This window comes from Cryobacterium sp. 10I5 (assembly GCF_035019865.1).
Classification (GTDB): domain Bacteria; phylum Actinomycetota; class Actinomycetes; order Actinomycetales; family Microbacteriaceae; genus Cryobacterium; species Cryobacterium breve_A.
Genome location: NZ_JASJVI010000023.1, coordinates 21,789 through 45,883, shown reverse-complemented (window position 1 = coordinate 45,883; position 24,095 = coordinate 21,789). Strand labels below are relative to the sequence as shown.

Sequence of the window (24,095 nt, the reverse complement as noted above, 5' to 3'; positions counted from 1 at the left end):
AGAGTCACCCGTATACCGGCCGCTCCTGTTTTGAATCCACCAACCCGAGGCGTACCTTTCCGGTCGAGAGCGCCCGGTATACGGGTGACTCTCGACCGGGAAGGTGACTCGCCGGGCTAGTAGATCGAGGTGTACAGCGCGAGGATCTGCTCGACGGTCACGTCGCGCGGGTTGCCGCCGGTGCAGACATCGTCGAAGGCGGCCTGGGCGAGCGCGGGGAGGTCCTCCTGCTTGGCACCGATTTCGCGCAGGGTCGTCGGGTTTCCGAGGCCGCGGGCGAACGCCGTGACGGCAGTGACGGCCGCAGTGCGGGCATCCTCGAGCGAGAGCTCTGCGGCGCCGGGAACCTTGAAGGCCACAGCGATGTCGCGGAAGCGCTCGCCGGTCGCGTCGGCGTTGAACGCCATCACGGGGGCGAGCAGGATGCCGTTGGCCACGCCGTGCGGGGCGTTGTAGAAGGCGCCGAGCGGGTGGGCCATTCCGTGCACGAGGCCGAGGCCGACGTTGGAGTAGCCCATGCCCGCGATGTACTGGGCGAGGGCCATTCGGTCCGCAGCGACCGGGTCGCCGTCGGCGGCCGCGGTGAGCGACTCGGCGATCATCGTGATCGCCTTGAGGTGGAAGAGGTCGGAGAGTTCCCACGCGCCCTTGGTCGTGTAGCCCTCGATCGCGTGGGTGAGCGCGTCCAGGCCGGTGGCGACCTTGAGCGAGCGCGGCGCGGAGGACATCATCTCGGAGTCGACGACGGCGACGACCGGGATCGCGTGCGGGTCGACGCAGACGAACTTGCGCGAGCGTTCGACATCGGTGATCACGTAGTTGATCGTGGTCTCCGATGCGGTACCCGCCGTGGTCGGCACCGCGATGATCGGAACGGCGGCCCGCTTCGTGGCCGCGACGCCCTCGAGGGAACGCACGTCCGCGAACTCCGGGTTGTTCGTGATAATGCCGATGGCCTTGCAGGTGTCCTGGGGCGAGCCACCGCCGATGCCGATCAACACGTCGGCGCCCGAAGCCGCGAAGGCCGCGACGCCGCGCTTGACCGCTTCGATCGGCGGGTTCGGGGTGACGTCCGAATAAACCTCATACGGGATTCCGGCATCCTCGAGGAGGGTCGTGACCTTGCCGGTGACGCCGGTCGCGACGAGCACTTTGTCCGAGACCACAAAGGCCTTGGTGAAGCCACGGGAGGCTATTTCACCGGGAATGACGCTAATGGCCCCTGCGCCGAAATGCGCCGTTTGGTTCCAGATCATGCGAGTGATCATTGTCTGACTTCTCTCTGTGTGCGTTCAACGTTGAATCGTTTCACTTAGAGAAAGTCTACTCGCCGGAGGCACAGGGCATAGGCTTGTTTTGTACTCAGGCGCTGGCCCACCCCGGACCCGGTGGGAAGGCGTCGCTCGCGATCCTCGCCACCGCCGCCGAGATGTCGACACCCGGGCGAATACAGTCCATAACCGTTCCCCGGCGCCTCCAGTTCCAGGCATCTATCGAGAAGAGCTCCCGTCTATGACTTCTTCGCCGTTTCCACTTTCGCCCGCCCAGGCCCGCGACCGACTCCTCGGTTTGCGTGGCGTGCTCTTCGACCTCGACGGCGTGCTGACTCCCACCGCCGACGTGCACATGGTCGCCTGGTCACGGCTCTTCACCCCCTTTCTCGAGGACCAGGGGGTGAGCCCCTCGTATAGCGATGCCGACTACTTCAAGTACATCGACGGCAAGCCCCGCTACGACGGCGTGCGCAGTCTCCTCGCCTCCCGCGGCATCAGCCTGCCAGACGGCGACCCCACGGATGCCGCGACGCAGGACACCGTGTGCGGCCTCGGCAACCGGAAGAACGCGGCCTTCAACGAGACCCTCGCGGAAGACGGCGTGACGCCGTACCCCGGCTCGCTCGCCTTCCTCGACTACGTGGTCAAGGCCGGGCTGCAGGTCGCGGTCGTCACGAGTTCCCGCAACGGCGAGCTCACCCTCGGGGCAGCGGGCATCCGTGACCGCTTCGGCATCCTCGTCGACGGCAACCTCGCCGCCAAACGCAAGCTCGCCGGGAAGCCCGCGCCGGACACCTACGAACTCGGCGCCGAGCTGCTCGGTCTCACGCCCGCGGAGTGCGTCGTCGTCGAAGACGCCGAGTCGGGGGTGCAGGCCGGCCGGGCCGGCGATTTCGGGCTGGTTCTCGGAGTCGACCGCGGTGTCGGCCCGCAGACCCTTCTGGACGCCGGAGCCGATATCGTCGTCTCAGACCTCGATCAACTGGTGCCCCGCCCGTCCGAGCTCAGCACGTCACCCGAAACCGCAACTCGAGAGGCCACCGCATGAACCTGACGGAAGAGGTCACCCTGGACCCTCTCGACCGCAATCGTTTCCCGGTCGACGAATGGGCGCTCGTCGAGACGGCGTTCTCCGGAGCCGACATCGGTCGCACCGAGACGCTCTTCGCGGTCGGCAACGGCTACCTCGGCCTCCGCGGCAACGTCGACGAGGGCAGGGACGGCCACGTCCACGGCACCTACATCAACGGTTTCCACGAGACCTGGCCGATCCGTCACGCGGAAGAGGCCTTCGGCTTCGCCCGCGTCGGCCAGACGATCGTCAACGCGCCAGACGCCAAGATGATCCGCGTCTACGTCGACGACGAACCGCTCGTCCTGACCCTCGCCGAGCTGCTCAGCTACGAGCGCCGGCTCGACTTCACCACCGGCATCCTCTCGCGCTCCCTCGTCTGGCGCACGCCATCGGGCAAGCGCGTCCTGATCCGCTCCCGTCGCATGGTGTCATTCACCGACCGGCACCTCGCGATCATCGACTACGAAGTCACCATGCTCGACGCGGATGCGTCCGTCGTGATCTCGAGCCAGATCCTGAACCGCCAGGACGGCATCAGCGAGTACGACCGGCCCAAGGGCTCGATGACGACCGATTGGGACCCGCGCAAGGCGGAATCCTTCACCGATCGGGTGCTGCAGCCGCGCTTAAAGCGTGCCTCCGGCGGCCGGTACATCCTCGGCTTCCGCTGCACGAACTCGGCCATGACGATCGCCTGCGCCGCCGACCACGCGATCGAGACCGCCAACGAGTACGTCGAGTCCTCGGCGATCGGCGACGACCTCGCCAAGCACGTGTACACGATCAAGGCCAAGCAGGGCAATTCGATCCACATCACGAAGACGCTCAGCTACCACACCTCCGCGGGCGTGCCCACTCACGAGCTCGCCGACCGCTGCGACCGCACCCTCGACCGGGCGCGGGACGAGGGCGTCGAATCCTTCATCGCCCGCCAGCAGGAATGGCTCACCGATTTCTGGGCGCGCACCGACGTGCAGCTTCCCGGGCAGCCCGTGCTGCAGCAGGCCGTGCGCTGGAACCTGTTCCAGCTCGCCCAGGCCTCGATGCGCGCCGACGGACAGGGCGTCTCCGCGAAGGGTGTGTCCGGGTCCGGCTACGGCGGCCACTATTTCTGGGACACGGAAGTGTATGTGCTGCCGTTCCTCACTTACACGTCACCGAACGCCGCCCGCAATGCGCTGCGCTTCCGGCACGGGATGCTCGACAAGGCCAGGGACCGCGCGACGGAGCTCAACCAGCTCGGCGCCCTGTTCCCGTGGCGCACGATCAACGGACTCGAGTCGTCCGCCTATTACGCGGCGGGCACGGCGCAGTACCACATCGACGCCGACATCGCCTATGCGCTCAGCCAGTACGTCGCCGCGACCGGCGACGAGGATTTCCTCGCCCGCGAGGCCATCGACATCCTCGTCGAGACGAGCCGAATGTGGGCGGACCTGGGCTTCTGGCGCGGCAACGGGCACGGCAACGACGTGTTCCACATCCACGGCGTCACCGGGCCGGACGAGTACACGACGGTCGTCAACGACAACCTGTACACGAACATCATGGCGCGCTCGAACCTGCGGAACGCAGTGACCGCCGTCCGCCGGCTGCGGTACATCGACCGTGAGGCGTACGACGCCATGGTCGCCCGGCTGAACCTCGAGGACACCGAGGTCGCCGAGTGGGCCTTCGCCGCCGAGGCGATGCACATTCCCTTCGACAAGGGCCTCGCCATCCACCCGCAGGACGCGCAGTTCCTCGAGAAGGAACGCTGGGACCTGTCCCAGACGCCTCCGCAGAACCGGCCGTTGCTGCTGCACTACCACCCGCTCGTGATCTACCGCTTCCAGGTGCTCAAGCAAGCGGATGTCGTCCTCGCGCTGCTCCTGCAGGGGGACCAGTTCACGCCGGAGGAGAAGCTCGCCGACTTCGACTACTACGACCCGCTCACGACCGGCGACTCGACCCTGTCCGACGTGGTCCAGTCGATCATCGCTGCCGAGGTCGGGTACCACGAGCTCGCGCTCCGGTACTTCACCTCCGGGCTGTTCGTCGACCTCGCGGACCTGCACCACAACGCGGCGGACGGCGTTCACGTCGCATCCGCCGGCGGAGTCTGGAGCGCCCTCGTCTACGGATTCGGCGGCCTGCGCGACCACAACGGCCGGGTCACCCTCGACCCTCGGCTGCCCGAAGGCTGGGAGGGTCTCACCTTCCGGATCACGCTCAAGGGCACCCGGCTCCGGATCGACCTCAGGCAGGACGAGGTCGAGGTGACCGTCGAGGCCGGCGTCGAGGCGAAGCTCGCCGTGCGTGGGGCGCCGGCGTTCACCGTCCGTCTCGGCCAGCCCGTCATCGTCCCGCTCGAGCACCAGGGCGCCCGCACTCCCGGGGCACCGTCGCCGGCCGCGATCGAGGGCGGACGTCGCGACGACGGCACCGTGATCACCTCGTCGATCCCGACGATCGCGCACCTGACCGACTTCATGGACCAGGTCGACTGACCCCTAACGAATTCGACGGAGTTTTTGTGTTTTCCGCACCTGAGACGGTTCCCAAACCGGTTTAGAACGCAAAAACTCCGTCGAATTGGTTCACTGCGGGTGGGTTGGGGAGCCGGGCGCCGGCGGTCAGAGGAGCCGAAGGCGCACAAGGCTCTCCGCGGTGGCGAGGATGGCCTCCTCGTTGGATCGGGGCTCCCAGCCGAGCATCCGCCTGGCCTTGCCGTTCGAGGCGCTCCTCGTCGTGCCGAGTTGCGGGGCGACCTGCCGGAGCGGGGCGCTGAACGGCGCGAGGACCCGGACGAGCCAGGTCGGCAGCACCCGGCGGGGTACCCGCCGCGCGACATCACCGAGGTTCGACCTCAGCAGTGCGGCGATCCCGGGAAAGGTCATCGGGGGTCCGGCGACGGCGAGGAACCGTTCGCCGGCCGCAAGCGGGCTCGTCATCGCGCGCACGTGCAGCTCGGCGACGTCGCGCACGTCGACGATGTTGGTCTCGATCCGCGGCACGGCCGGCACAGCACCCGTCAGGAGTCCGCGGAGGAGCTCGACGGAACTGGAGAGGTCCGTCCCGAGTACGGGGCCGAAGATCCCGACCGGGTTGATCACCGTGAGCTCGAGGGCGCCACCTTCACGGGCGACGAAGTCCCAGGCCGCACGTTCGGCGATGGTCTTCGACCTGACGTATGCGCTCACCGCTGCGGTCGGGTCCGTCCAGTCGTCTTCGGTGAACGGGCGGTCCGGATGCTGGGCGCCATATCCGACTGCGGCGAACGAGGAGGTCAGCACGACCCGCTGCACGCCCGCATCCCGCGCGGCCCGGAGCACCCGGAGTGCGCCGTCGCGGGCGGGCACGATGAGCTCATTCTCGTCGGCAGGCTGGCGTCCGGGGAAGGGGGAGGCGACGTGCAGGACGAAGGCGCAGCCGTTGACCGCTTCCGCCCACCCGGCGTCGGAGAGCAGGTCGGCGACGGTGAATGAGAGGGCGCTGCCGGCATCCGCCCCGCCGGCGGTGACCAGCGCACGCACCTCCGGCTCCCTGGCGAGGGAGCGCACCGTCGTGCGCACCCGGTAGCCCGCGGCGAGGAGCCGCACGATGCAGTGCGCACCGACGAAGCCAGACCCCCCGGTCACCAGAACCAGTTCGCCATTCATGAGATCCTCATCCCGTTATAAAATCCCTGCACCGGCGACTCATCGACGAGAGACAGTCTAATGAGCGACTTCAATGAACAGATCATCTCGGAGTTCCGGGAGAACAACGGTCATGTCACCACGGCCGGCTTCGGGTCCAATCTCGTGCTCCTGCACACGACCGGGGCGCGCACGGGCGCAGAGCGCGTCAGCCCGGTGATGTCCATCCGCGACGGGGACGCCTGGCTCGTGGTCGCCTCCGCCGGCGGTCGGCCCCAGCACCCCGCCTGGTATTTCAACCTGCTCAAGCACCCGGACACGATGATCGAGACCGCCGAAGGAACCGTCGGAGTCACGGCGACCGATCTGGACGGCGACGAACACGCGCGAGCCTGGGCGAAGATCGTCGCGAGGGCGCCGGGATTCGCCGACTACCAGGAGCGGGCCATCGGGCGGCGGATCCCCGTTCTCCGGCTGACACGGCACGCCTGAAACCGGCGGACTCCTGACGTACGGCGGACTCTCGTAGGCTCGAACTCCGTTCAGCTGCTCAGGCGGCGGGCGAGGTACGGCGCCGTCCGGCTTTCGGGGTAGGCGGCGACGACCTCAGGCGGACCGGCCACGAGGATGCGCCCGCCGGCGTCCCCTCCGGACGGGCCGAGGTCGATCACCCAGTCGGCCGCAGCGATGACGTCGAGGTTGTGTTCGACCACGATGACGGTGTTGCCCGCGTCGACCAGCCGGTTCAGCTGAGCGAGCAGGAGCTGGACATCCGCCGGGTGCAGGCCCGTTGTCGGTTCGTCCAGCAGGTACAGGGTGTGGCCGCGGCGGGCGCGCTGGAGTTCTGAGGCGAGCTTGATGCGCTGGGCTTCTCCACCCGAGAGTTCCGTCGCCGGCTGGCCGAGGCGAAGGTAGCCGAGGCCGACCTCACGGAGCGTCTCGAGGCTGCGGGCGGCCGCGGGCACGTCCGCGAGGAACCGGGCGGCGTCGTCGACGCTGAGGCCGAGGACGTCGGCGATGGTCTTGCCACGGTAGTCGACCTCGAGCGTCTCCGGGTTGTAGCGGGAACCGTGGCATGCCGGGCACACGGCGTAGCTACCGGGGAGGAAGAGGAGTTCAACGGTGACGGAACCCTCACCGAGGCAGGTCTCGCAGCGGCCGCCGGCGACATTGAAGGAGAAGCGCCCGGCGCCGAAGCCGCGACTGCGGGCGGAGGGTGTGGCCGCGAACGCCGTGCGGACCGCGTCGAACAGGCCGGTGTAGGTGGCGAGGTTCGACCGGGGGGTGCGTCCGATCGGCTTCTGGTCGACGGTGACGAGCCGGTCAACGGGGCCATCGACGCCGATCTGCCTGATCAAGGTGGATTTTCCGGAGCCGGACACGCCCGTGACTGCGGTGAGGAGTCCGAGCGGGAACGCGGCGTCGAGATTCTGCAGGTTGTGCACGCTGACCCCCCGCAGGTCGAGCCACGAGTGTGGTTCCCTCCGCGCGGGCACCGGGCGCACGGCATCTGCTGTGTCGGAACCGGGAAACAGGAACCGCCTGGTCACCGACTCCGGGACCTCGGCGAGCCCCGCGACGGGACCGCTGTACAGCACCTCGCCACCGCCGGTTCCGGCGTGGGGACCGACGTCGACGACCCAGTCGGCGGCGCGCACGACGTCCATGTTGTGTTCGACGACGAAGACGGAGTTGCCGGAGGACTTGAGCTGCTCGAGCACGACGAGGAGGGGTTCGGCGTCGGCGGGGTGGAGTCCCGCTGAGGGTTCGTCGAGCACGTAGACCACGCCGAAGAGGCCCGACCGCAGCTGAGTCGCGATCCGGAGGCGCTGCATCTCACCGGGCGAGAGCGTCGGGGTGGAGCGCGCGAGGCTGAGGTAGCCGAGGCCGAGGTCGACCAGGACCTCGATGCGTGCGAGCAGGTCGCGGCTGATCGTGGCTTCGACACCCGCGGATGCCTCACCGCGTCCGGTGGACCCGGCCTGCGTGAGCGGGCGGAGGGTCTCGGCAAGGGCCGTGAGCGGCAGTCCGGCAAGCCGGGAGATCGAGAGCCCGGCCACCGTCACGGCGAGGGCGGCCGGGGTGAGTCCGGTTCCGTCGCAGACCGGGCACGGACCGGACTCCACGAACCGGAGCGCGCGCTCGCGCTGGCTCTGGCTCTGCGAGTCGGCGAGGGTGTGCAGGATGTAGCTGCGCGCACTCCAGAACCGGCCCTGATACGGCTTGGCGATCCGGTCGCGTTGCGGGGTGATCTCAACGACGGGCTGCTCCTCGGTGAAGAGGATCCAGTCCCTGGCTTCTTCCGGCAGGTCGTTCCACGGCACGTCGACGTCGTAGCCGAGGGTGATCAGGATGTCTCGGAGGTTCTTGCCCTGCCACGCGCCCGGCCAGGCCGCGACAGCGCCCTCGCGGATGCTCAGGGTCCCGTCCGGCACGAGGCTCGCGCGCGTCGGGAGATGCGCGATACCGAGACCGTGGCAGCGCGGGCACGCCCCGGCCACGGTGTTCGGCGAGAAGGAGTCCGATTCGAGCCTGGGCGCATCCGCCGGGTATGTACCCGCACGGGAATACATCATGCGCACGGAATTCGACAGGGTGGTCAGGGTGCCGACCGTGGACCGCGAACTCGGCGTGCCGCGCCGCTGCTGCAGGGCGACGGCGGGAGGGAGGCCCGTAATCTCGTCGACCTGCGGGGTGTGGCCCTGCTGGATCAGCCGGCGGGCGTATGGGGCCACCGATTCAAGGAAGCGGCGCTGGGCCTCGGCGAAGATCGTGCCGAAGGCGAGCGACGACTTGCCGGAACCGGAGACGCCCGTGAAGGCGACGATTGCGTCGCGGGGCACGTCGACGTCGACGTCCCTCAGGTTGTTCTCCCTGGCTCCACGCACACGCACGAATCCAGAGGCTGGCGAAACGGGCTGCAAGGACGAGGTCGGAGTACGCATCCGTTCGACCCTAGTCTCCGCACCTGACTGCGATCCGAACGGCGGTCAGGTCCGGGAAAAATCCACTCAATAGAACTCGACGGTGTTCACGACGTTGCGGAGGGGGAGGCCGTCGAGGAAGCGGGTCGCGTTGTCGGCGAAGAGTTCGGCGATGCGGCGTTCCTCGTCGGCGTCGAGGGCGGCGGTGTGCGGGCTGATCACCACGTTCGGGAACTCCCAGAGCGGGCTTGCGGTGTCGAGCGGTTCCTTGGCGAACACGTCCAGGGCAGCGAAGCCGATCCGGCCGGACTCGAGGGCGCGAATGAGCGCGTCCTCGTCCACGACGGTGCCGCGCCCGATGCTGACGAAGGTCGTTCCCGGCCGGACCGCGCCGAAGACGTTCTCGCCGACGAGCTTCAGGGTCGCGGCCGTTCCGGGCAGGGCGACGACGATCGCGTCGGCGCGGGCGGCCCCGGCAGCGAGGTCATCGGTGCTGATCAGCTCGTCGACGAAGGGAACGGGCCGGTCGTCCCTGCTTGTCCCGATCACACGCATCCCGAGCCCCTTGGCGAGACGGGCGACCTCGCGCCCCACCCCGCCGAGACCGATGACGAGCACCGTCTGGTCGCGCACCTGGCCGAGCGCCCTCCGTTCCGGCCACGCGTGTGTGCGCTGGTCGCGTTGGAGCACGGGCAGCTGCTTGGCGCCGGCCATGATGCCGAAGATCGCGAACTCTGCGAGTGGGCCGCCGTGCACCCCAGCCGAGGTCGTGAAGACGACCCGGTCGAGATCGGCCTGGCCGAGGCCCGCGGACTTCACCTGGGAGCCGCCGCCCGCCGCCATCACCTGCACCCAGCGGAGTCCCGGATTCGCCTCCACCGTTCGTCGGAGTGCGACCGGGTTCACGTCGGGGATGCCGAAGAGCACGTCGGCCGAGTCGAGCATCCGCTCGAAGTCGGCCTGCTGTTCGACCGTGCGCCGGAAGGCGGGGTCGCCGCGGTAGTCGGCCGGGCGGCGCATCGGCGGCAGCAGGCCCTGGTCGCGCACGAGCTCGATGCGGGGTTCCGCCCGCTCGATCAGCAGACAGAGCTCCTCGGTCAGTGGTGTTGCGACGACGACGCGGAGCGTTTCGGGTGGGACGAGTGGGGCGGTGTTCATGGTGTCAGTCTCCTTGGGTCATACGGATGCGGGCGCATGCGCCTCGAGGAATGTAGCGAGTCCGGCCCGGTCCGGCAGGCCCTCCTGGTCACCGCGTGATGTCGTGGCGAGGGCGCCGACCGCGCCGGCGCGGTGCACCCACTCGGCGAGCGGGAGCCCGTCGAGGGCCGCGCTGAGCAACCCGGCTGAGAAGCCGTCGCCCGCACCGACTGTGTCGACGACCGAAATCGCGAACGGCGGGCAGCTCGCGTGCGTCCCGTCCGCAGCGAAGAGTTCGGCGCCGTGGGAGCCTGCCTTGACCGCGACGACCTTCACGCCGCGATCCAGGTACCAGCGGGCGATCCCGGCCGGGGTGGTCTCCCCGGTGAGGATGCGCCCTTCGCTCGTACCGGGCAGCACCCAGTCGGCCCGCACGGCGATTTCGTTGATCGTGCGCACCATTTCGGCGGTGTCTGCCCAGAGGCTGGGGCGGAGGTTCGGGTCGAAGCTCACGGTCGCACCGGTTTCACGTGCAACATCGACGGCCTGGGCGGCGAGGTTCCGCGGCCCGGAGCCGAGCGCGAGCGGGATCCCGGTCAGGTGCACGTGCCCGGCGCGGCGCACGTAGGCCGCTGTCGCCACGGTCGGCTCGAGCGTGCGTGCCGCCGAATGCGACCGGAAGTAGACGACGAGCGGGTCCTCGTCCTCTCCCGGCCGGTTCTTGAGCTGGAACCCGGTCGGTTCGCTCGCGTGCAGGTCGACTTCGCCGACGTCGATGCCGTTCGCCTCGAGCTGCTGCAGGGCGAATTCACCGAACGGGTCCGCACCGAGGCGGGTGATGAACCCGACGCTGTGGCCGAGCCGCCGCAGACCGACGGCGACGTTGAATTCGGCGCCGGCCAGCCTCCGGGTGAATCGTTCGACCCGCGCGAGCGGACCGCTCTCGTCGGCGACGAACATCGCCATGATCTCGCCGAAGGTGACGACGTCGAAGTCCCGCTGGACCGTGCTGGGCATCTGGTTCCGTTCAGTCGATGGTCTGTTCGGCGAGGACCCGGCGGACCTTCGCCAGTTCGCTCGCCACGGTGGCCCGATCGGGGATCGGGTATTCGAGCACGACGGGCACGTGGGTGCCGATCTCGCCGAGCACGGAACGCCAGTCGACGTCGCCCTCGTCGAGCAGCACGGAGTGCAGACCACCGAGGCGGTCGATGTCCTTGAGGTGGAAGACCGTCGCATGGCGTCCGAGTTCCCGCGCCGCGATGACCGGGTCGACGCCCGCCCAGAGCCAGTTCCCGACATCGAACGTGTACCCGATCGGAACGGCCTGGGCCCGAAGGTCGCGGAGGAGGGCAGACACGACATCCAGTCGCCCGTTCCGGGCGGTCTGGTCATTCTCGATCGTGACCCGGGCGGAGGCCGCCCGCAGGATCTCGGAGAGGGTCCCGGTGTCTGTCAGCTCGTCGCCGGGATCGCCGATGTTCAGTTTGACGCTGAGAGCCCCCAGCATCGCCGCTTCTTCGAGGTATCCGGGCAGGAAAGACGACGTCTCCCCGTCGACGAAGAGCGACTCGGGAACGGAGTAATAAACCTCGAGTCCGGCTTCGGTCGCCAGGCCGGCGATCGAACGAAGTTCCTCGTGCCGGGCCGCAGGCTCGGCCGAGAGGTACTCTCGGCGGATCTCGATTCCGTCGGCCCCGAGTTCCCGAACCTCGGCGACCAGGTCGGCCTGGACCGTGGTGGATGCGTCGAGGGCCTCTTTGTAGACCATGGTGTTGACGAACACCCGCCGTGAGCCGCTCACTGGAGGGCCGGTGCGCTGGTCGATGCGGCGGGGATCGTGCCCTGCAGCTTGAAGTCCGGCGTCGAGACGGCCTTCACCACGATCGTGAACACGACGGCGATGATGAGTGACAGCGCCATGAAGATATAGGACGCGTCGTTCGACCCGGTCACGTTGTTGAGGAAGCCGACGAAGTAGGCGCCTGCGAAGGATCCGAGTGCGCCGAAGCTGTTGACGAGCGCCATCGCGCCGCCCGCGACGTTCTTCGGCAGGATCTCGGGGACGATCGCGAAGAAGGGCCCGTATGGGGCGTACATCGCGCCGCCGGCGATCACGAGCAGGATGAACGACAGCCAGAAGTTGGACGTTCCGACGAGGTAGGACGCGTAGAAGGCGACAGCCGCTACCAGGAGGAACGGCCAGATGAAGAGCTTCCGCTTCAGGAGCCGGTCGGAGAAGAACGAGGCGACCACCATCAGCACGGTCGCGAGCAGGTAGGGGATGGCGGTGAGCCAGCCGATGATCACGATGTCGAATGAGGAGGCGGTCTTGATGATCGACGGGAGCCACATGACGAAGCCGTAGACGCCGATGCTCCAGAAGAAGTACTGGATGCACAGCTGGATGACGGCCTTCTGCTTGAATGCCTCGCGATAGTTGGGCACGGCGTGCAGTCCGACCTGTTCCCTGGCGAATTCGTCGTTGATGTCCTTCTTCTGGCCCGCGGACAGCCACTTTGCGTCGTTCGGGGAATTGTCGATCATGCGCAGCCAGACGAAGGCCCAGATGATCGAGGGGAGGCCCTCGATGATGAACATCCAGCGCCAGCCGACACTGCTGACGAGGTAGGCAGAGACGACGGACATCCACAGCACGGTGACCGGGTTGCCGAGGATCAGGAAGGTGTTGGCCTTGGAGCGTTCACCGCTGGTGAACCAGTTGCTGAGCAGGATGAGCATCGCGGGCATGATGGCCGCCTCGACGATACCGATCGCGAACCGGATGACGAACAGCACCCAGATGTTCGTGACGATGCCGATGCAACTGGCCAGGATGCCCCACAGGATCAGCGCGTAGAAGATCAGCTTCTTCGCACTTCGACGCTGGGCGTAACTCGCGCTCGGCACCTGGAAGAAGAAGTAGCCGAGGAAGAACAGCGCCGCCAGGAATGCCGAAGCGCTGGCCGTGATGTTGAGGTCTTTCGCCATCCCCGCTGCGGCGCCCAGGCTGTAGTTGGACCGGTCCAGGTAGGCCAGGCTGTACGTGATGAAGATGACCGGCATGAGCCGTGACCACCGGGATGATGCGAGTTTCTCGCTCATGAACTGAATCTCTTCCTTGAGACGTACCGCAGGGCACAACAGCGCCTGTTCCGTTGGATGGAACATTGTTTGCCCTGACGGAATTCAGCCTACGCTCCGGAATACCCGAGCCGAGAACCCGCGATGCGGGTGGGCGCGCCGCTCTGACGTCCAGGTCAATCGCAGCGCTGAACGTTATATCGTTAGGTATCGTCGAGCTCTGGTACGGCGCTGAGGAGGTCATCATGAGTGGTTCATTTATGGGAGACGGATTTCCGGGACGCAAGGGCGGACCGGGCGAAGGGTGGGCCGGCAACGCCATCTGGGAAGCGATGGAGCAGTTGCGCGGCCAGTTCGAACAGAAGGTCGGCACGAGGGTCGGACGCGGAGACGTCCGTGCCGCGGTGCTCGCGCTCCTTCTGGAGCAGCCGATGCACGGCTACCAGATCATCCACGAGATCGAGGAGCGCAGCAAGGGCGCGTGGAAGCCGAGCCCCGGCTCCGTGTATCCGGCGCTCCAGCTCCTCGCAGACGAGGGTTTCATCACGGCCGAAGAAGCCAACGGGCGCAAGACCTATGCGCTCACCGACGAGGGCCGCGCGGTAGCGGATGCCGCTGCCGACACCTCCGCCCCGTGGGAGGCCCCGAGTGCCCGCGACAGCGGCCGGGCGACCGCACTGCCGAAGGCGGGAATCGGCCTGGCCCAGGCGGCCGCGCAGGTCGGGCGCTCCGGCAGTCCGGAGCAAGTGGACAAAGCGGTCGCCGTCCTCGACGAGGCACGTCGCCAGTTGTACACCATCCTCGCCCAGGACTGAGCGGGTGCCCGAAGAACGCCGGCGTCCAGAAAATCAGATGACCGACGATCGGGTCATGCGCGCCCGCTACCGCAGGATCCTGCGCTTTGCCGCTCGTTACCTGGCCCAGACGTGGTGGTACGAACTGTTCCTCCCGCGGATCGGGCTCGCGCGGCTCTCGGCGCGCAATCGTTCCGCACGGCTCCAGCACATCGCGAAACGCTTCCACGTGCTCGCGGTCGACCTGGGCGGCCTCATGATCAAGGTCGGCCAGTTCATGTCGTCCAGGCTCGACGTGCTGCCGCCCGAGATCACCAAGGAACTCGAGGGACTGCAGGACGAGGTCCCTGCCGTACCGTTCCCGGCCATCCGGGCCCTCGCCGAGGCCGAATTGGGTGTGACACTCGAGCGCGCGTTCTCGTTCGTCGATCCGACTCCGCTCGCAGCGGCATCCCTCGGCCAGGTTCACCGTGCGCGGCTCTCGGAAATGGATGCTGCCGAGACGGGTCTGCTCGACGTCGTCGTGAAGATTCAGCGTCCGGGTATCGGCGAGATCGTCGACGTGGACCTCCGGGCCCTGCGCCGCGTCGCCGGCTGGCTCAGCCACATTCGCCTCGTCTCGGATCGGGTCGACATGCCCGTCCTCGTCGAGGAGTTCGCGGTGACCAGCCTCGAGGAGATCGACTACCTGCACGAAGCCGCGAGCGCGGAACGATTCGCGGGGGACTTCGCGGACGACGCCCGCGTCAGCGTGCCCGAACTCGTCTGGGAACGCACCACGCGGCGCGTGCTGACCCTGCAGGACGTCACCGCCATCAAGGTCAACGACGTCGATGGGCTCAGGGCGGCGGGCATCGATCCGGCCGAAGTCGCCAATGAGTTCGCGGCGGTCATGTTCGACCAGCTCTTCGTCAACGGTTACTTCCACGCCGACCCCCACCCGGGCAACATCTTCGTCACCCCGCTGGCGAGCGAGGATTCCGCCACAACAGCGGATGCCCCCGGCCGGGCCTGGAAATTCACGTTCATTGACTTCGGCATGATGGGCGAAGTACCCGATGCCCTGCGCCGGGGTCTCCGGAACCTGCTCATCGCCGCCGCGTCCCGCAACGGCAAGGGCATGGTGGACGGCATCCGCGAGGTGGGAGTCCTCCTGCCGTCCGCGGACACCGCGGAACTCGAACGGGCGCTGACGGCCCTGTTCGCCCGTTTCGGGGGAATGGGTTTCGCAGAACTGCAGGAAGTCGATCCTCGTGAGTTCCGCGCTTTCGCGAACGAATTCGGCGATGTGGTGCGCACGCTGCCGGTCCAGCTGCCGGAGAACTTCCTGCTCATCGTGCGCGCGATGTCGTTGACCAGCGGCATGTGCAGTTCGCTCGACCCGGCCTTCAATATCTGGAACGCGGTCGAGCCGTACTCGGCCCAGCTGATCCGGGCAGAGGGCGGGAACCTGGTCCAGGATCTCGTGAAGCGCACCGTGTCGGCGGCCGGCATCATCGGGCGGCTGCCCCAGCGGCTCGACACCCTGATCACGCGGGTCGAAGAAGGCAATCTCACGGTGCAGACGCCTCGGATCGAGCGCCGCCTCGGCAGCCTCGAGCGAACCGGGCGACGGATCATCTCTGCGGTGCTCTTCACCGCCCTGCTGATCGGCGGCATCCTGCTCCGTGCGGACGATGCCGTCTTCGGAACGGTGCTCATGGCCGTGTCCGTGCTTCCGCTGCTGCACGCCACACTCGCCGGCGCCGTCGCCCGCCGAGGCCCCCTGCCCTAAGGAGCTGTGGAAGTCCCGGCCGATATCATCGCCCGGCGCCGAGGTGGCGCTGGGCGTCGGCGTACGCGGACGACCACACCAGTTCGTGATCCGCGGGAGACGACGCTCCGCAGGCGAGTGACTCCTCGGCGATCAGCAGCGTCGAGGCGAGCCCCGCCAGATAACGGGACTCGGCGGAGAGCCGCGTGTCGGGGGTGAGGCTCGAGCTCACGACCGTCAGCTCGAGGACGCCTCGACGAATCGATCCGGCCGCGCGGGCGACGGCGACCGTGCTCGCGACGTAAAACCCGATGCAGGCCGTGATCACCAGGAGTCTCGGTGCACCCGCCTCAACGAGCGTCGCGAACACTCCGAACACGGCCACCAGGCCGAGCACCATCCAGCCGCGCCACACCCGAACCCGCCGGCGCTGCCGCGCGGAGATCCCCGCTGGATACAACACGAGCCGCTGACTCGTACTGCCGTAACGACCGGCCGACACCGTGTAGCCACCCCACCGGCAGCGTCCGTCGAGGAGCGGCGAGAGCCACCGACTGAGCGTGAGTTCCGAGGGGTCCGTTCGAGCGCTGTTCACCCATCCAGCGTCATCCCGTGGCGACGCGAGCCACTCCGTCCTTACGGAATCCATGCGGCGAAACGGTGTTTACCTACGGATTCACTACGCCGGAAGTACGGCGATCTGCGCTCGAGGTGCGCAGGATGTGCCAACATGAGGGATTCTCACGAACCTGTAAATCTCGTGTGGATCTACCCGGTGACTGCCGGAATTTCGGGATGTGAACCACAATTGAACCCAGTTTTGTTCCAAGACGCATCGCAGCACCGTCATCACCTTCGGTCGCACGATGAGGAAAGTTCCGCTCGTCTGATCTCACCCTGGAGGAAGGACCATGACCTCAGTTCCGGCCCACCGGCGCACCCGCGGACCGGCTGCGCCCCACCACAGAGTGAACGCCTCCCGCGTCTCCCGGAGCGCGTGGACCGCCCTGAACTGGCTCACATCCCTGGCCGTCGTTGTCGTGATGACCGCGTCAGCGGCGGCAATGGTCGCAGCAGCTCCGGAGGTTTCACCGGCCGCGCCTGCGATCGTGCCGGACAGCCAGCCGTGACGGGTCATCGACAATCGCAGCGGCCACTCATTTCGGCCGCGCTCATCAAGGCCCTGATCGTGATCGGCGCCGTCCTGTCGGCGGCACTCGCCTTCATCGACCTCCGACCGCCCCTCCAGTTCGGCTCGGCCATCCTCGCTCACACCGCGGGATTCCTGGCCGGATATGTCGTGACAGTGATGGTCGTGCTGATGTCGCGCGCGCCGTTTCTCGAACGCTCGATCGGCGCGGACCGGCTCGCTCGCTGGCACGGCGTCGGCGGTCGCGTCTTTATCGTCGTCCTGGCGATTCATGCGGTCGCAGCCGTGCATTCCTGGATGCTCAGTCACTGGGCGGATGCCTTCACGGCGACCCTCGCCGTCCTGGGCATGCCCGGGCTGGTGGCGGCGACCATCGGGACGGTCCTGTTCGGCGTGATCGCGGTCATGTCAGTCCGGGCAGCCCGCCGCTCGGTCTCCTACGAGACGTGGCACGGCATCCACCTGCTCAGCTATCTCGCCCTGGCGCTGTCGTTCGCGCATGAACTGGCCGGTCCCGACCTTGCAGGCAGGCCCGGGTTCCAGATCGCCTGGACCCTGCTGTTCGTGTTCGCCCTGGGGCTTGTGCTGCGCTATCGCGTTCTCAAGCCGCTCGAGCACGCCTGGCGCCACCGGCTGCGGATCGAACGTCTGGTGCCCGAAGCGAACGGCGTCGTGAGCGTCATTCTGCGCGGGCGGCATATCGACGAGCTGCGCGTCGAAGCCGGCCAGTTCTTCCGCTGGCGATTTCTGGCGCCGGGGGTCTGGCGTTCCGCGCACCCCTTCTCCCTGTCTGCGCCTCCCGGCGATGACCTGCTTCGGATCACTGTGAAGGCTCTCGGGAACGGCAGCCATTCGCTTCACTCCCTCCGTCCGGGCACGCGCGTGCTCGCCGAGGGGCCGTACGGGGCCATGACGCAACGCAAACGCACGCGTGAATCCGTTCTGCTCATCGCCGGCGGCGTGGGAATCACTCCCATGCGCGCCCTCTTCGAAGAGCTCGAGGTCGGTGACGGCTCGCTGACCCTCCTCTACCGGGCCTCACGGGCGGATGACGTGATCTTCCGCGACGAACTCGAGGAAATCGCCCGGTTGCGCGGTGCCTCGATCGTGTGGATGATCGGGCCTTCGTCCGATCCCCGGAACGACATGACCGGCGCGAACCTGACCCGGCTCGTGCCCGACGTGGCTGCTCGTGACGTCTACGTGTGCGCGTCGCGCGGCCTGTCCCGGGCCGTCCGCTCGGCACTGAAGGACGCCGGGCATCCGCCTGCCCGCCTGCACGAGGAGGTCTTCGCCTTCTGATAGCCGCGACGACTAGTGTGCGCCCGGGAATGACGAAAGGCCCCCGATTTCTCGGGGGCCTTTCTTGTCCGACCGGGTTGTGCATTTCTGCAATCAACCCACTGTGGGTTGATTGCCTTTCTCGAGAAGAGCCTTGTATCCCTGACGTTCCCGCGTCGCTTTCAGCCCGCATCTGCGCGGATCCTCCGCCGTCCCCTCGAAAATCCTCTACTTTTGAATTCCGTCAACTTCGCACTCGACATGCCATCTGTCGCGATTCCGATTTCACCATTTCGAGGGCCGGTTGACGATGATCATCACGACAGCGAGCAAGACGACGGCAGCCCCGAGCACAAGCGTCCAGTCCGCTCCGGGCCCTTGGAAGCCGCGAATCCTGCTCAGGAGGGATGACATGAATACCGCGAGGACAACACCGCCGACTGCGATGGACCGCTGAAACAGTTGCTTCCTCGACACGCTTGACCTCTTCTTCCCCTCAAATACTCGTCAGCTGTGCCCGGAGAATGCAATCACCGCTGCCGCTACGAGGAAGCTGAGCCCAATTGCCGAAAGCACTTGAACGCCAATGCGCCTTTTTGCGTATTTTTCCCCTTTGACGCGAGGGTGACGGACCGCATAGACAATTGTTGGCACGCCCATGAGAACCCCGACAATTGTCAAGAAGACTACAAGCCTCATCATCTATCCAATCAGCAAATAGTGGCCGCTTTGATGCCCCAGACTTGACCGAGAGCTGCTGCGGCCCCTTGATCACACCAAGTACCGCACCCGAGGCAGCCCGACAATAGTGCCCGCCACGCCGACAGCAGCGTATCCGATGACAAGTGAAATGGCACCGGCACCAGGACTTGAATTTGTAAAAGTGCGGCACGCAACGCCCCCCCCCCCCGGCCAGCTCGGCAGGGAGTGCTGATACTCGGGTGATGAGAACTTCCGACTCCGGCGGGCCACAGTATGGCGCCCAAGTGGCTTCGGTCATTCATTGATCACCCGACGTCAGCACCTCTTGCCGAGGTGGCCCCCCGGGTGGGGTCCTCCCCGCTGATCGGGTTGCAGCCCGCGTACGCGTACCTGTTGGCTTCCTGCCCACTAGGGTCGGTTTGGGTCAATCGGCCAATTGCCGGGTTGTAGTAACGGGCGCCGAACTAGGTGTATCCGGTGCTGACGTTGCTGACGTCCTTACAGGCGCTAACGCAACAATTTATCCTGTTACTACCAGCGCAACGAGTGCGATGAGTGCAACCGACGCCGAGATGTACAGCCACCGCCTGACCAATCGTAATGAGCGACTAGAGCCGTCCTTGGCGCGAGGGAGCCTCGAAAAATGAACGAATGCCGCTGCCACGACTGAGATGACCGCCGACGCGAACAACACTGCGAATATTGAATGCATCAGGAGTCCTTTCTACCGTCACGTTGTGCCGTTCCCTCAATCAGGTTCCATCCTCTCGTGGACCTTACGATAGGCATAGCGCGGCGATCAAAGCGCCAGGGATCCCGGCGGTGCCGGCGGTATATTAAAGGAGATCCCTCCGTCTTTGGTCATGCTCCCGCCCCATCCCGAGTCGCCCGATCCGTACCCGAGCATCTAAGCAACCGCATGACTGCCCTCGTCTGGAACCCTGCTCTGAGGGGCTAGGCAATGGATCTGTCCTTGCCCTCCGAGTGAAAACGCGACGCCGAAGCGCAGCGACTTGGTATTGACGAGAGCGTTTGGCACTCACATTTATGCCATCCGTCGGGAGTCCGATGTCACCATTTCGACGGTCGGCTTACGATGATCATCACGATAGCGAGTATCAACACCACAGCCCCAAAAACGACTGTTCCGTCCGCCCAGGGCGGCTGTGACCTGCGTATGGCGCTCAGGAGGAATGAAATGAAGACTGACAACGCCACAACTCCTGCTGCGATGGAGTAGTAAAAGAGCTGCTTTCGAGACATGCCTTGTCTTCTCCCCGCTCCTATTCGCATGGGTTGCTGATCAATTGTGCGGGGAACGCAGTAGCAAAACTTCGACGATCCCTCTATCGACGATTCCTGCTGCTGCGGCGACCAGAGGGATTCTGCCAAACGTTCGCCGCGGCCGCGTTAGCTCGCGATAGCCCTGTGGGATCCTTCCCGCTCATCGGGCTGCACCCCGCGTACGCATAACGGCTGCCACAACGGAGGTGACCGCTGACGCGAGCATCGATGAAGAATTGGATGCATCACGAGTGCTCTCGAGCATCACGCTGCGCCGTTCCCTCGATCAGGCTCCCTTCGCTCAATGACGCTACGAGCCATCGCCGCCGGGCGGGCTGTCTTGTTCGTCGTCCTCATTGCGCTCGTGCCGTAACCGCGATTTGTCGAATACAGGGTCGGATCGATACCATAACAGCCCGCCGGCAACGAACGCACCCAGACCGACTAATCTTGCTGACCAGGAACCAAATGCCGTGTACGATCCTGGGACCAGAATCGAAAGAATCAAGGCAATCAGAGCTACAGTCCAGAGCCCAACCGCCACTCGTCGCATACGAATTGTCCGGCGGGGCCTCACGTCCTTGTCTGGGCTTGACATGGTCTGCTCCTTGAGTCGTCCTTGCGTCTTGGGTATGGGCGGGCCACGTTCACGGGAATAACGCTTTGGCGGTAGCATCGCCAATTATGGTCCCGCCCGCCAATCCGGCCAAGGCAACTCCGATGCATGTGACTACCCCCAAGCAGAGCGGCGCAAGAGCTAGACCGATCACGGTCGTTGCGATTAGATCCGCCGCAGCCGCGACGGTTTGAGAGGCAATATCCCGCCAGTTAAGTGAGAGACCTGAGGGGTCTGCAAAACTGATGGGGTTGCATCCCGCGTACGCGTAACGGTTGGCTTCTTGCCCGCTCGGGTCGACCTGCGTGAATCGGCCAATGGCCGGGTTGTAGTAGCGTGCGCCGAACTTGGTGTATCCGGTGCTGACGTCCTTGTATCCGCCAGCGTACTGCCACGGATTGTTCGCGGCCTGCGCACCCGACGAGGTCACATTTCCCCAGGAGTCGTATGCGTAGGTGGCCACTTTCGTTTGCGCGCTGTCCGTAAGCAGAATGGTCGACCCGAGGATGTCGGTCGTGTAGTAGAAGCTTCCGACGCTGGTCCGCATACTCACGAGCGACCCATTGGGGTCGCGGATGAACGAGGTGGTCACGCCAGCAACTGTCTGACGAGTGACCCCGAGGGACCCGTTGACGAAGCTTGTTGACCCGGCCGTGAGTCGCTCGTCGTTGCCGAGGCCCGTGTACCCGAACGCTGTCGTGGCTCCCGTTCGGGTGGTCGAGGTGAGCTGGTCGAACTTGTTGTAGGTGCTCGTGTCGGGCCCGGCGGCAGTTGTGTTGCCGTTCGCGTCGTAGGCGTAGGCCGTCGCGCCGGTGGGTGTCGTTGCGCACGTGCCCACAGTGGCGGCTGTCCAACAGAGCTGGTCGGCGCCGTTGAAAGCGGCGTAGACCGTTGCCGCCCCGGTCTTGACTGCGGAGGTCCGGTTGCTGTTGGCGTCATAGCCCCAGGTCTCCGTGGTGGGACCGGCGACAGTGGACGTGAGCCGGTTCATCGCGTCGTAGCTGTAGGTGCTTACGGCGCCGGTCTCGGTGGTCGTGGTCTTTATCAGGCCCCCGTTCTTGGTCCCATTGGTCGTGTACGTGTAGGCCCGGCTGGCCAGCACGGTTCCTGCGGTGTCGGTGGCGGTGATGCTCGTCGTTCGGGAAGCGCCATCGTAGACGCTCGCGTTTTTCACCCCGCTGGGGTACTTCACCGCGGTGCGGCGGCTTGCCGTGTCGTATTCAAAGCCGGTGCACTTGGTTGCGTTCGGGAAGGACGGGGTCGCCGGGCACGAACCGCCGGGCTCGGCGAGGAAGGTCACCCGGTTCATGCCGTCGTATCTATAGGTCACGGTGCCTGTAGCATCCACGTACGTCAGGACGTTTGACGCGCCGTCGTACGTTGCGCTGGTCGTGGTTCCGGCGCCGGTTTTCGATGTGGCGCGGTTGAGCTTGTCGAAGCTGTAGGTCGTGATTCCCGTGTCGTCCTCACGTTGGCTGAGGTTTCCAGCCTGGTCGTAGGTGTAGGTGACGCACAGGGAGGCGCAATTCACTCCGTGGTCAATCTGGATCAGCCGGTCGTCGTCGTCATAGTCGTAGTGGGTCGTCTGGCCTTTGCCGTCGACGCTGATGACTAGGCGGGACGCATCATCGTAGGTGTTGGTGATGACGCCCAGGGGCGCAGGGCGGGTGATCGTCGACGGGTTGCCCTTCGCGTCGTAGGCGAACGTGGTGACGTTGCCTTTGCCGTCGGTGGATGTGCAGGTTTCGCCTTTTTTGGCGCCGCAATTCGTTCCGGCGAGGTCACCTTGGTAGGCGACGACAGGCGTCCCGCCGAGTCCGCCGGGAGCTTGGGTCTGGTGTCGCCTGTTCGTGTTGCTGTCGTAGGTGTTGGTGGTGACGTTGCCCTCGCTGCTGGTCGTGGAGCTGGGCTGGTAGTTGGAGAGCGGGTTGCCGGTATTGGCCGGATAGGCAAACGAGATCTCGCCACCGGTTCCTCCCGTGCCCGCCGAGGAGGTCACCTTGGTCAGAGAGTTCGCAGTGTTGTATGTGTAGGTCCCACCGTTGCCGCCCGCGGCGGAAAAGCTCGTTTGGTTGTCGTGCGCGTCCGCAGACAGCTGCGTGGAGGTTCCCTCCGGGCCTCGAATTTGAATCACCTGGTTCGAAGCGAGGGGATTCAAGCGGTAGGTGGTGATTTTGCCGTTCGGGTCCGAGATCTGAGCGAACGACCCTTCCACGGGCACTGTGTAGTACCCGTACTGCCAGATGCTCTGTTCGGGGGCACCGGCGGCGTAGGTGGATTGAACGAGCTGCTTGGTCGTCGTGTCGTACGCGAGTGTCGTCACGGTGCCGCGGGAATCAGTCACCGTGGTGATCCTCTTGCTGGGCGCCCCGTATCCGAAGTCCAAGGTCGCACCCGTTGCGTCGGTGATCGTGGACATCGCGCCACTCGGACCGCCGTAGGCAATCGAAATCGTGCGGCTCAGCGCATCGTCGGTGATTCGAGACGGCTGCCCGGGATTCGCCGGGTCCTCGTAGAAGAACTTCACCGGGCGCCCGCCAACCGTGTCGTCGATTTGAGCGAGCAAACCGGAAGCGTTGTAGGTATACGTGATCCGGTTCGGAGCCGTCGCGTTCTGGTCGTTGGCGTACTTGAGGGCGAACTTCGACCCGTCGTACACATAGTCGTTCGTGAAACCGGTGTCGTTGAATCGGATAGTGACAGTCGTCGTCGTGAACGTCGTAATGGTCGCATTCAGCCCGGGAGGCATTGTCCACTGCCCCGTCCCAGCCGGCACGAAAGCGTATGTGCCGCCGTCCGGCGCGGTGTAGGTGACGGTATTGTCAGCAGCTACGGTGAGGGCGGTCTCTGCCCCGCCGACCGAAAGTGTAGGGCGCGCATCGTTTAGAGAGTTGTACCGCCAACCGACGGTGAGATCCCGGCCGACCCCGTGCACGTTGAGCAGCTGCCCGGTCAGCACCATGTTCCCGTTGGTTGGGTTCCAGCCCAAGGCGCTGAAGTCAGTCAGGTGCCGGGACACCATCATCGACACGTCCCGATTGCCCGACTTGGAGCCGTCGGGACCTGAGGCGGGCGGCAAGGTCATCGGGACCAGAAACTGCTTCGCGGTTGAAGACACGTTGCGCACCGCCGGAACGCGAACATGAGACGCCGACGCCCGCACGTGCGCGGTGGCGACCACCGGCTCGGCTTGTGCCCGAGTCGCTGGAACGCTGACCACCGCCGCGACCATCGATACCAGGACAAGACTCGACAAGAACACCCTCGAAACAGCCACGATGAGCCCCCCAAATGTTCCGTGTTCACCGTAGAACACGAATCGACCGTGCACGTACCGTGCGGCACGCCTCGACCGTAAGACGGACTGACAATCTCCGCTCACCCCAGTTCGGGGGCAATTA

General features: G+C 65.9%; 17 protein-coding genes and 1 pseudogene. 7 read left to right on the top strand and 11 right to left on the bottom strand.

Going from position 1 to position 24,095, the window contains the following annotated elements:
• Positions 1–116 precede the first annotated feature (116 nt).
• A complete protein-coding gene (gene fucO, locus QN350_RS08465; protein ID WP_322138475.1) occupies positions 117–1,256 on the bottom strand; it encodes a lactaldehyde reductase in 1,140 nt (379 codons plus the stop codon).
• Positions 1,257–1,512: 256 nt separating this feature from the next.
• On the opposite strand from fucO, the gene QN350_RS08460 reads away from it, so the two are divergent.
• The gene (locus QN350_RS08460) at positions 1,513–2,322 is read left to right on the top strand and encodes an HAD-IA family hydrolase (protein WP_322138476.1); all 810 of its coding nucleotides are present in this window, start codon (positions 1,513–1,515) and stop codon (positions 2,320–2,322) included.
• On the top strand, positions 2,319–4,838 hold the full coding sequence (locus QN350_RS08455; protein ID WP_322138477.1) for a glycoside hydrolase family 65 protein: 2,520 nt from the start codon (positions 2,319–2,321) through the stop codon (positions 4,836–4,838). Before QN350_RS08460 ends, QN350_RS08455 begins: the two co-directional genes overlap by 4 nt.
• A gap of 126 nt (positions 4,839–4,964) precedes the next feature.
• Here QN350_RS08455 and QN350_RS08450 read toward each other — a convergent pair whose 3' ends face one another.
• The gene (locus tag QN350_RS08450) at positions 4,965–5,990 is read right to left on the bottom strand and encodes an aldehyde reductase (RefSeq protein ID WP_322138478.1); all 1,026 of its coding nucleotides are present in this window, start codon (positions 5,988–5,990) and stop codon (positions 4,965–4,967) included.
• A gap of 60 nt (positions 5,991–6,050) precedes the next feature.
• On the opposite strand from QN350_RS08450, the gene QN350_RS08445 reads away from it, so the two are divergent.
• Positions 6,051–6,461, top strand: a complete 411-nt coding sequence (locus QN350_RS08445) for a nitroreductase/quinone reductase family protein (RefSeq protein ID WP_322138479.1) — start codon at positions 6,051–6,053, stop codon at positions 6,459–6,461.
• Between the two features lie 50 nt (positions 6,462–6,511).
• Here the strand turns inward: QN350_RS08445 and QN350_RS08440 are convergent, their stop codons facing one another.
• From QN350_RS08440 to QN350_RS08420, 5 genes are all read right to left on the bottom strand, one after another.
• The gene (locus QN350_RS08440) at positions 6,512–8,914 is read right to left on the bottom strand and encodes an excinuclease ABC subunit UvrA (protein ID WP_322138480.1); all 2,403 of its coding nucleotides are present in this window, start codon (positions 8,912–8,914) and stop codon (positions 6,512–6,514) included.
• A gap of 66 nt (positions 8,915–8,980) precedes the next feature.
• Complete coding sequence (locus tag QN350_RS08435; RefSeq protein ID WP_322138481.1) at positions 8,981–10,051, bottom strand: D-2-hydroxyacid dehydrogenase; 1,071 nt, start codon at positions 10,049–10,051, stop codon at positions 8,981–8,983.
• An 18-nt stretch (positions 10,052–10,069) separates the two neighbouring features.
• Positions 10,070–11,047, bottom strand: a complete 978-nt coding sequence (locus QN350_RS08430; RefSeq protein ID WP_322138482.1) for a sugar kinase — start codon at positions 11,045–11,047, stop codon at positions 10,070–10,072.
• A gap of 10 nt (positions 11,048–11,057) precedes the next feature.
• Entirely contained in the window at positions 11,058–11,834 is a 777-nt protein-coding gene (locus tag QN350_RS08425) for a TIM barrel protein (protein ID WP_322138483.1), read from the bottom strand.
• Positions 11,831–13,135, bottom strand: a complete 1,305-nt coding sequence (locus tag QN350_RS08420; protein WP_281533574.1) for an MFS transporter — start codon at positions 13,133–13,135, stop codon at positions 11,831–11,833. The genes QN350_RS08425 and QN350_RS08420 overlap by 4 nt, the downstream gene beginning before the upstream one ends.
• 224 nt (positions 13,136–13,359) lie before the next feature.
• Between QN350_RS08420 and QN350_RS08415 the strand changes: the two genes are divergently transcribed.
• Together QN350_RS08415 and QN350_RS08410 are read left to right on the top strand one after the other, a co-directional pair.
• On the top strand, positions 13,360–13,929 hold the full coding sequence (locus QN350_RS08415; RefSeq protein WP_281533575.1) for a PadR family transcriptional regulator: 570 nt from the start codon (positions 13,360–13,362) through the stop codon (positions 13,927–13,929).
• A 37-nt stretch (positions 13,930–13,966) separates the two neighbouring features.
• Positions 13,967–15,682 (top strand): ABC1 kinase family protein, encoded by a 1,716-nt coding sequence (locus tag QN350_RS08410; RefSeq protein WP_322138484.1) that lies wholly within the window; start codon positions 13,967–13,969, stop codon positions 15,680–15,682.
• Between the two features lie 25 nt (positions 15,683–15,707).
• Here QN350_RS08410 and QN350_RS08405 read toward each other — a convergent pair whose 3' ends face one another.
• Positions 15,708–16,256: a DUF6611 family protein gene (locus QN350_RS08405; protein WP_322138485.1), complete on the bottom strand. Its 549-nt coding sequence runs from the start codon at positions 16,254–16,256 to the stop codon at positions 15,708–15,710.
• A gap of 316 nt (positions 16,257–16,572) precedes the next feature.
• Between QN350_RS08405 and QN350_RS08400 the strand changes: the two genes are divergently transcribed.
• Complete coding sequence (locus QN350_RS08400; RefSeq protein ID WP_322138486.1) at positions 16,573–16,791, top strand: hypothetical protein; 219 nt, start codon at positions 16,573–16,575, stop codon at positions 16,789–16,791.
• Positions 16,788–18,113, top strand: coding sequence for a ferredoxin reductase family protein (locus tag QN350_RS08395; protein WP_322138487.1), 1,326 nt, complete (start codon positions 16,788–16,790; stop codon positions 18,111–18,113). The genes QN350_RS08400 and QN350_RS08395 overlap by 4 nt, the downstream gene beginning before the upstream one ends.
• A gap of 264 nt (positions 18,114–18,377) precedes the next feature.
• On the opposite strand, the gene QN350_RS08390 is transcribed toward QN350_RS08395, so the two are convergent.
• From QN350_RS08390 to QN350_RS08385, 3 genes and pseudogenes are all read right to left on the bottom strand, one after another.
• The gene (locus QN350_RS08390; RefSeq protein ID WP_322138488.1) at positions 18,378–18,506 is read right to left on the bottom strand and encodes a hypothetical protein; all 129 of its coding nucleotides are present in this window, start codon (positions 18,504–18,506) and stop codon (positions 18,378–18,380) included.
• A 593-nt stretch (positions 18,507–19,099) separates the two neighbouring features.
• Positions 19,100–19,243, bottom strand: a pseudogene (locus QN350_RS19975) (RHS repeat-associated core domain-containing protein); the annotation flags it as partial.
• Positions 19,244–20,725: 1,482 nt separating this feature from the next.
• On the bottom strand, positions 20,726–24,010 hold the full coding sequence (locus tag QN350_RS08385; RefSeq protein WP_323516106.1) for an RHS repeat-associated core domain-containing protein: 3,285 nt from the start codon (positions 24,008–24,010) through the stop codon (positions 20,726–20,728).
• Positions 24,011–24,095: the final 85 nt, after the last annotated feature.

Bases quoted from the DNA above. Each gene is read 5' to 3' on its own strand.
- fucO (WP_322138475.1), bottom strand. From the start codon at position 1,256: ATGATCTGGAACCAAACGGCGCATTTCGGCGCAGGGGCCATTAGCGTC.
- QN350_RS08460 (WP_322138476.1), top strand. From the start codon at position 1,513: ATGACTTCTTCGCCGTTTCCACTTTCGCCCGCCCAGGCCCGCGACCGA.
- QN350_RS08455 (WP_322138477.1), top strand. From the start codon at position 2,319: ATGAACCTGACGGAAGAGGTCACCCTGGACCCTCTCGACCGCAATCGT.
- QN350_RS08450 (WP_322138478.1), bottom strand. From the start codon at position 5,990: ATGAATGGCGAACTGGTTCTGGTGACCGGGGGGTCTGGCTTCGTCGGT.
- QN350_RS08445 (WP_322138479.1), top strand. From the start codon at position 6,051: ATGAGCGACTTCAATGAACAGATCATCTCGGAGTTCCGGGAGAACAAC.
- QN350_RS08440 (WP_322138480.1), bottom strand. From the start codon at position 8,914: ATGCGTACTCCGACCTCGTCCTTGCAGCCCGTTTCGCCAGCCTCTGGA.
- QN350_RS08435 (WP_322138481.1), bottom strand. From the start codon at position 10,051: ATGAACACCGCCCCACTCGTCCCACCCGAAACGCTCCGCGTCGTCGTC.
- QN350_RS08430 (WP_322138482.1), bottom strand. From the start codon at position 11,047: ATGCCCAGCACGGTCCAGCGGGACTTCGACGTCGTCACCTTCGGCGAG.
- QN350_RS08420 (WP_281533574.1), bottom strand. From the start codon at position 13,135: ATGAGCGAGAAACTCGCATCATCCCGGTGGTCACGGCTCATGCCGGTC.
- QN350_RS08415 (WP_281533575.1), top strand. From the start codon at position 13,360: ATGAGTGGTTCATTTATGGGAGACGGATTTCCGGGACGCAAGGGCGGA.
- QN350_RS08410 (WP_322138484.1), top strand. From the start codon at position 13,967: ATGACCGACGATCGGGTCATGCGCGCCCGCTACCGCAGGATCCTGCGC.
- QN350_RS08400 (WP_322138486.1), top strand. From the start codon at position 16,573: ATGACCTCAGTTCCGGCCCACCGGCGCACCCGCGGACCGGCTGCGCCC.
- QN350_RS08390 (WP_322138488.1), bottom strand. From the start codon at position 18,506: ATGTCATCCCTCCTGAGCAGGATTCGCGGCTTCCAAGGGCCCGGAGCG.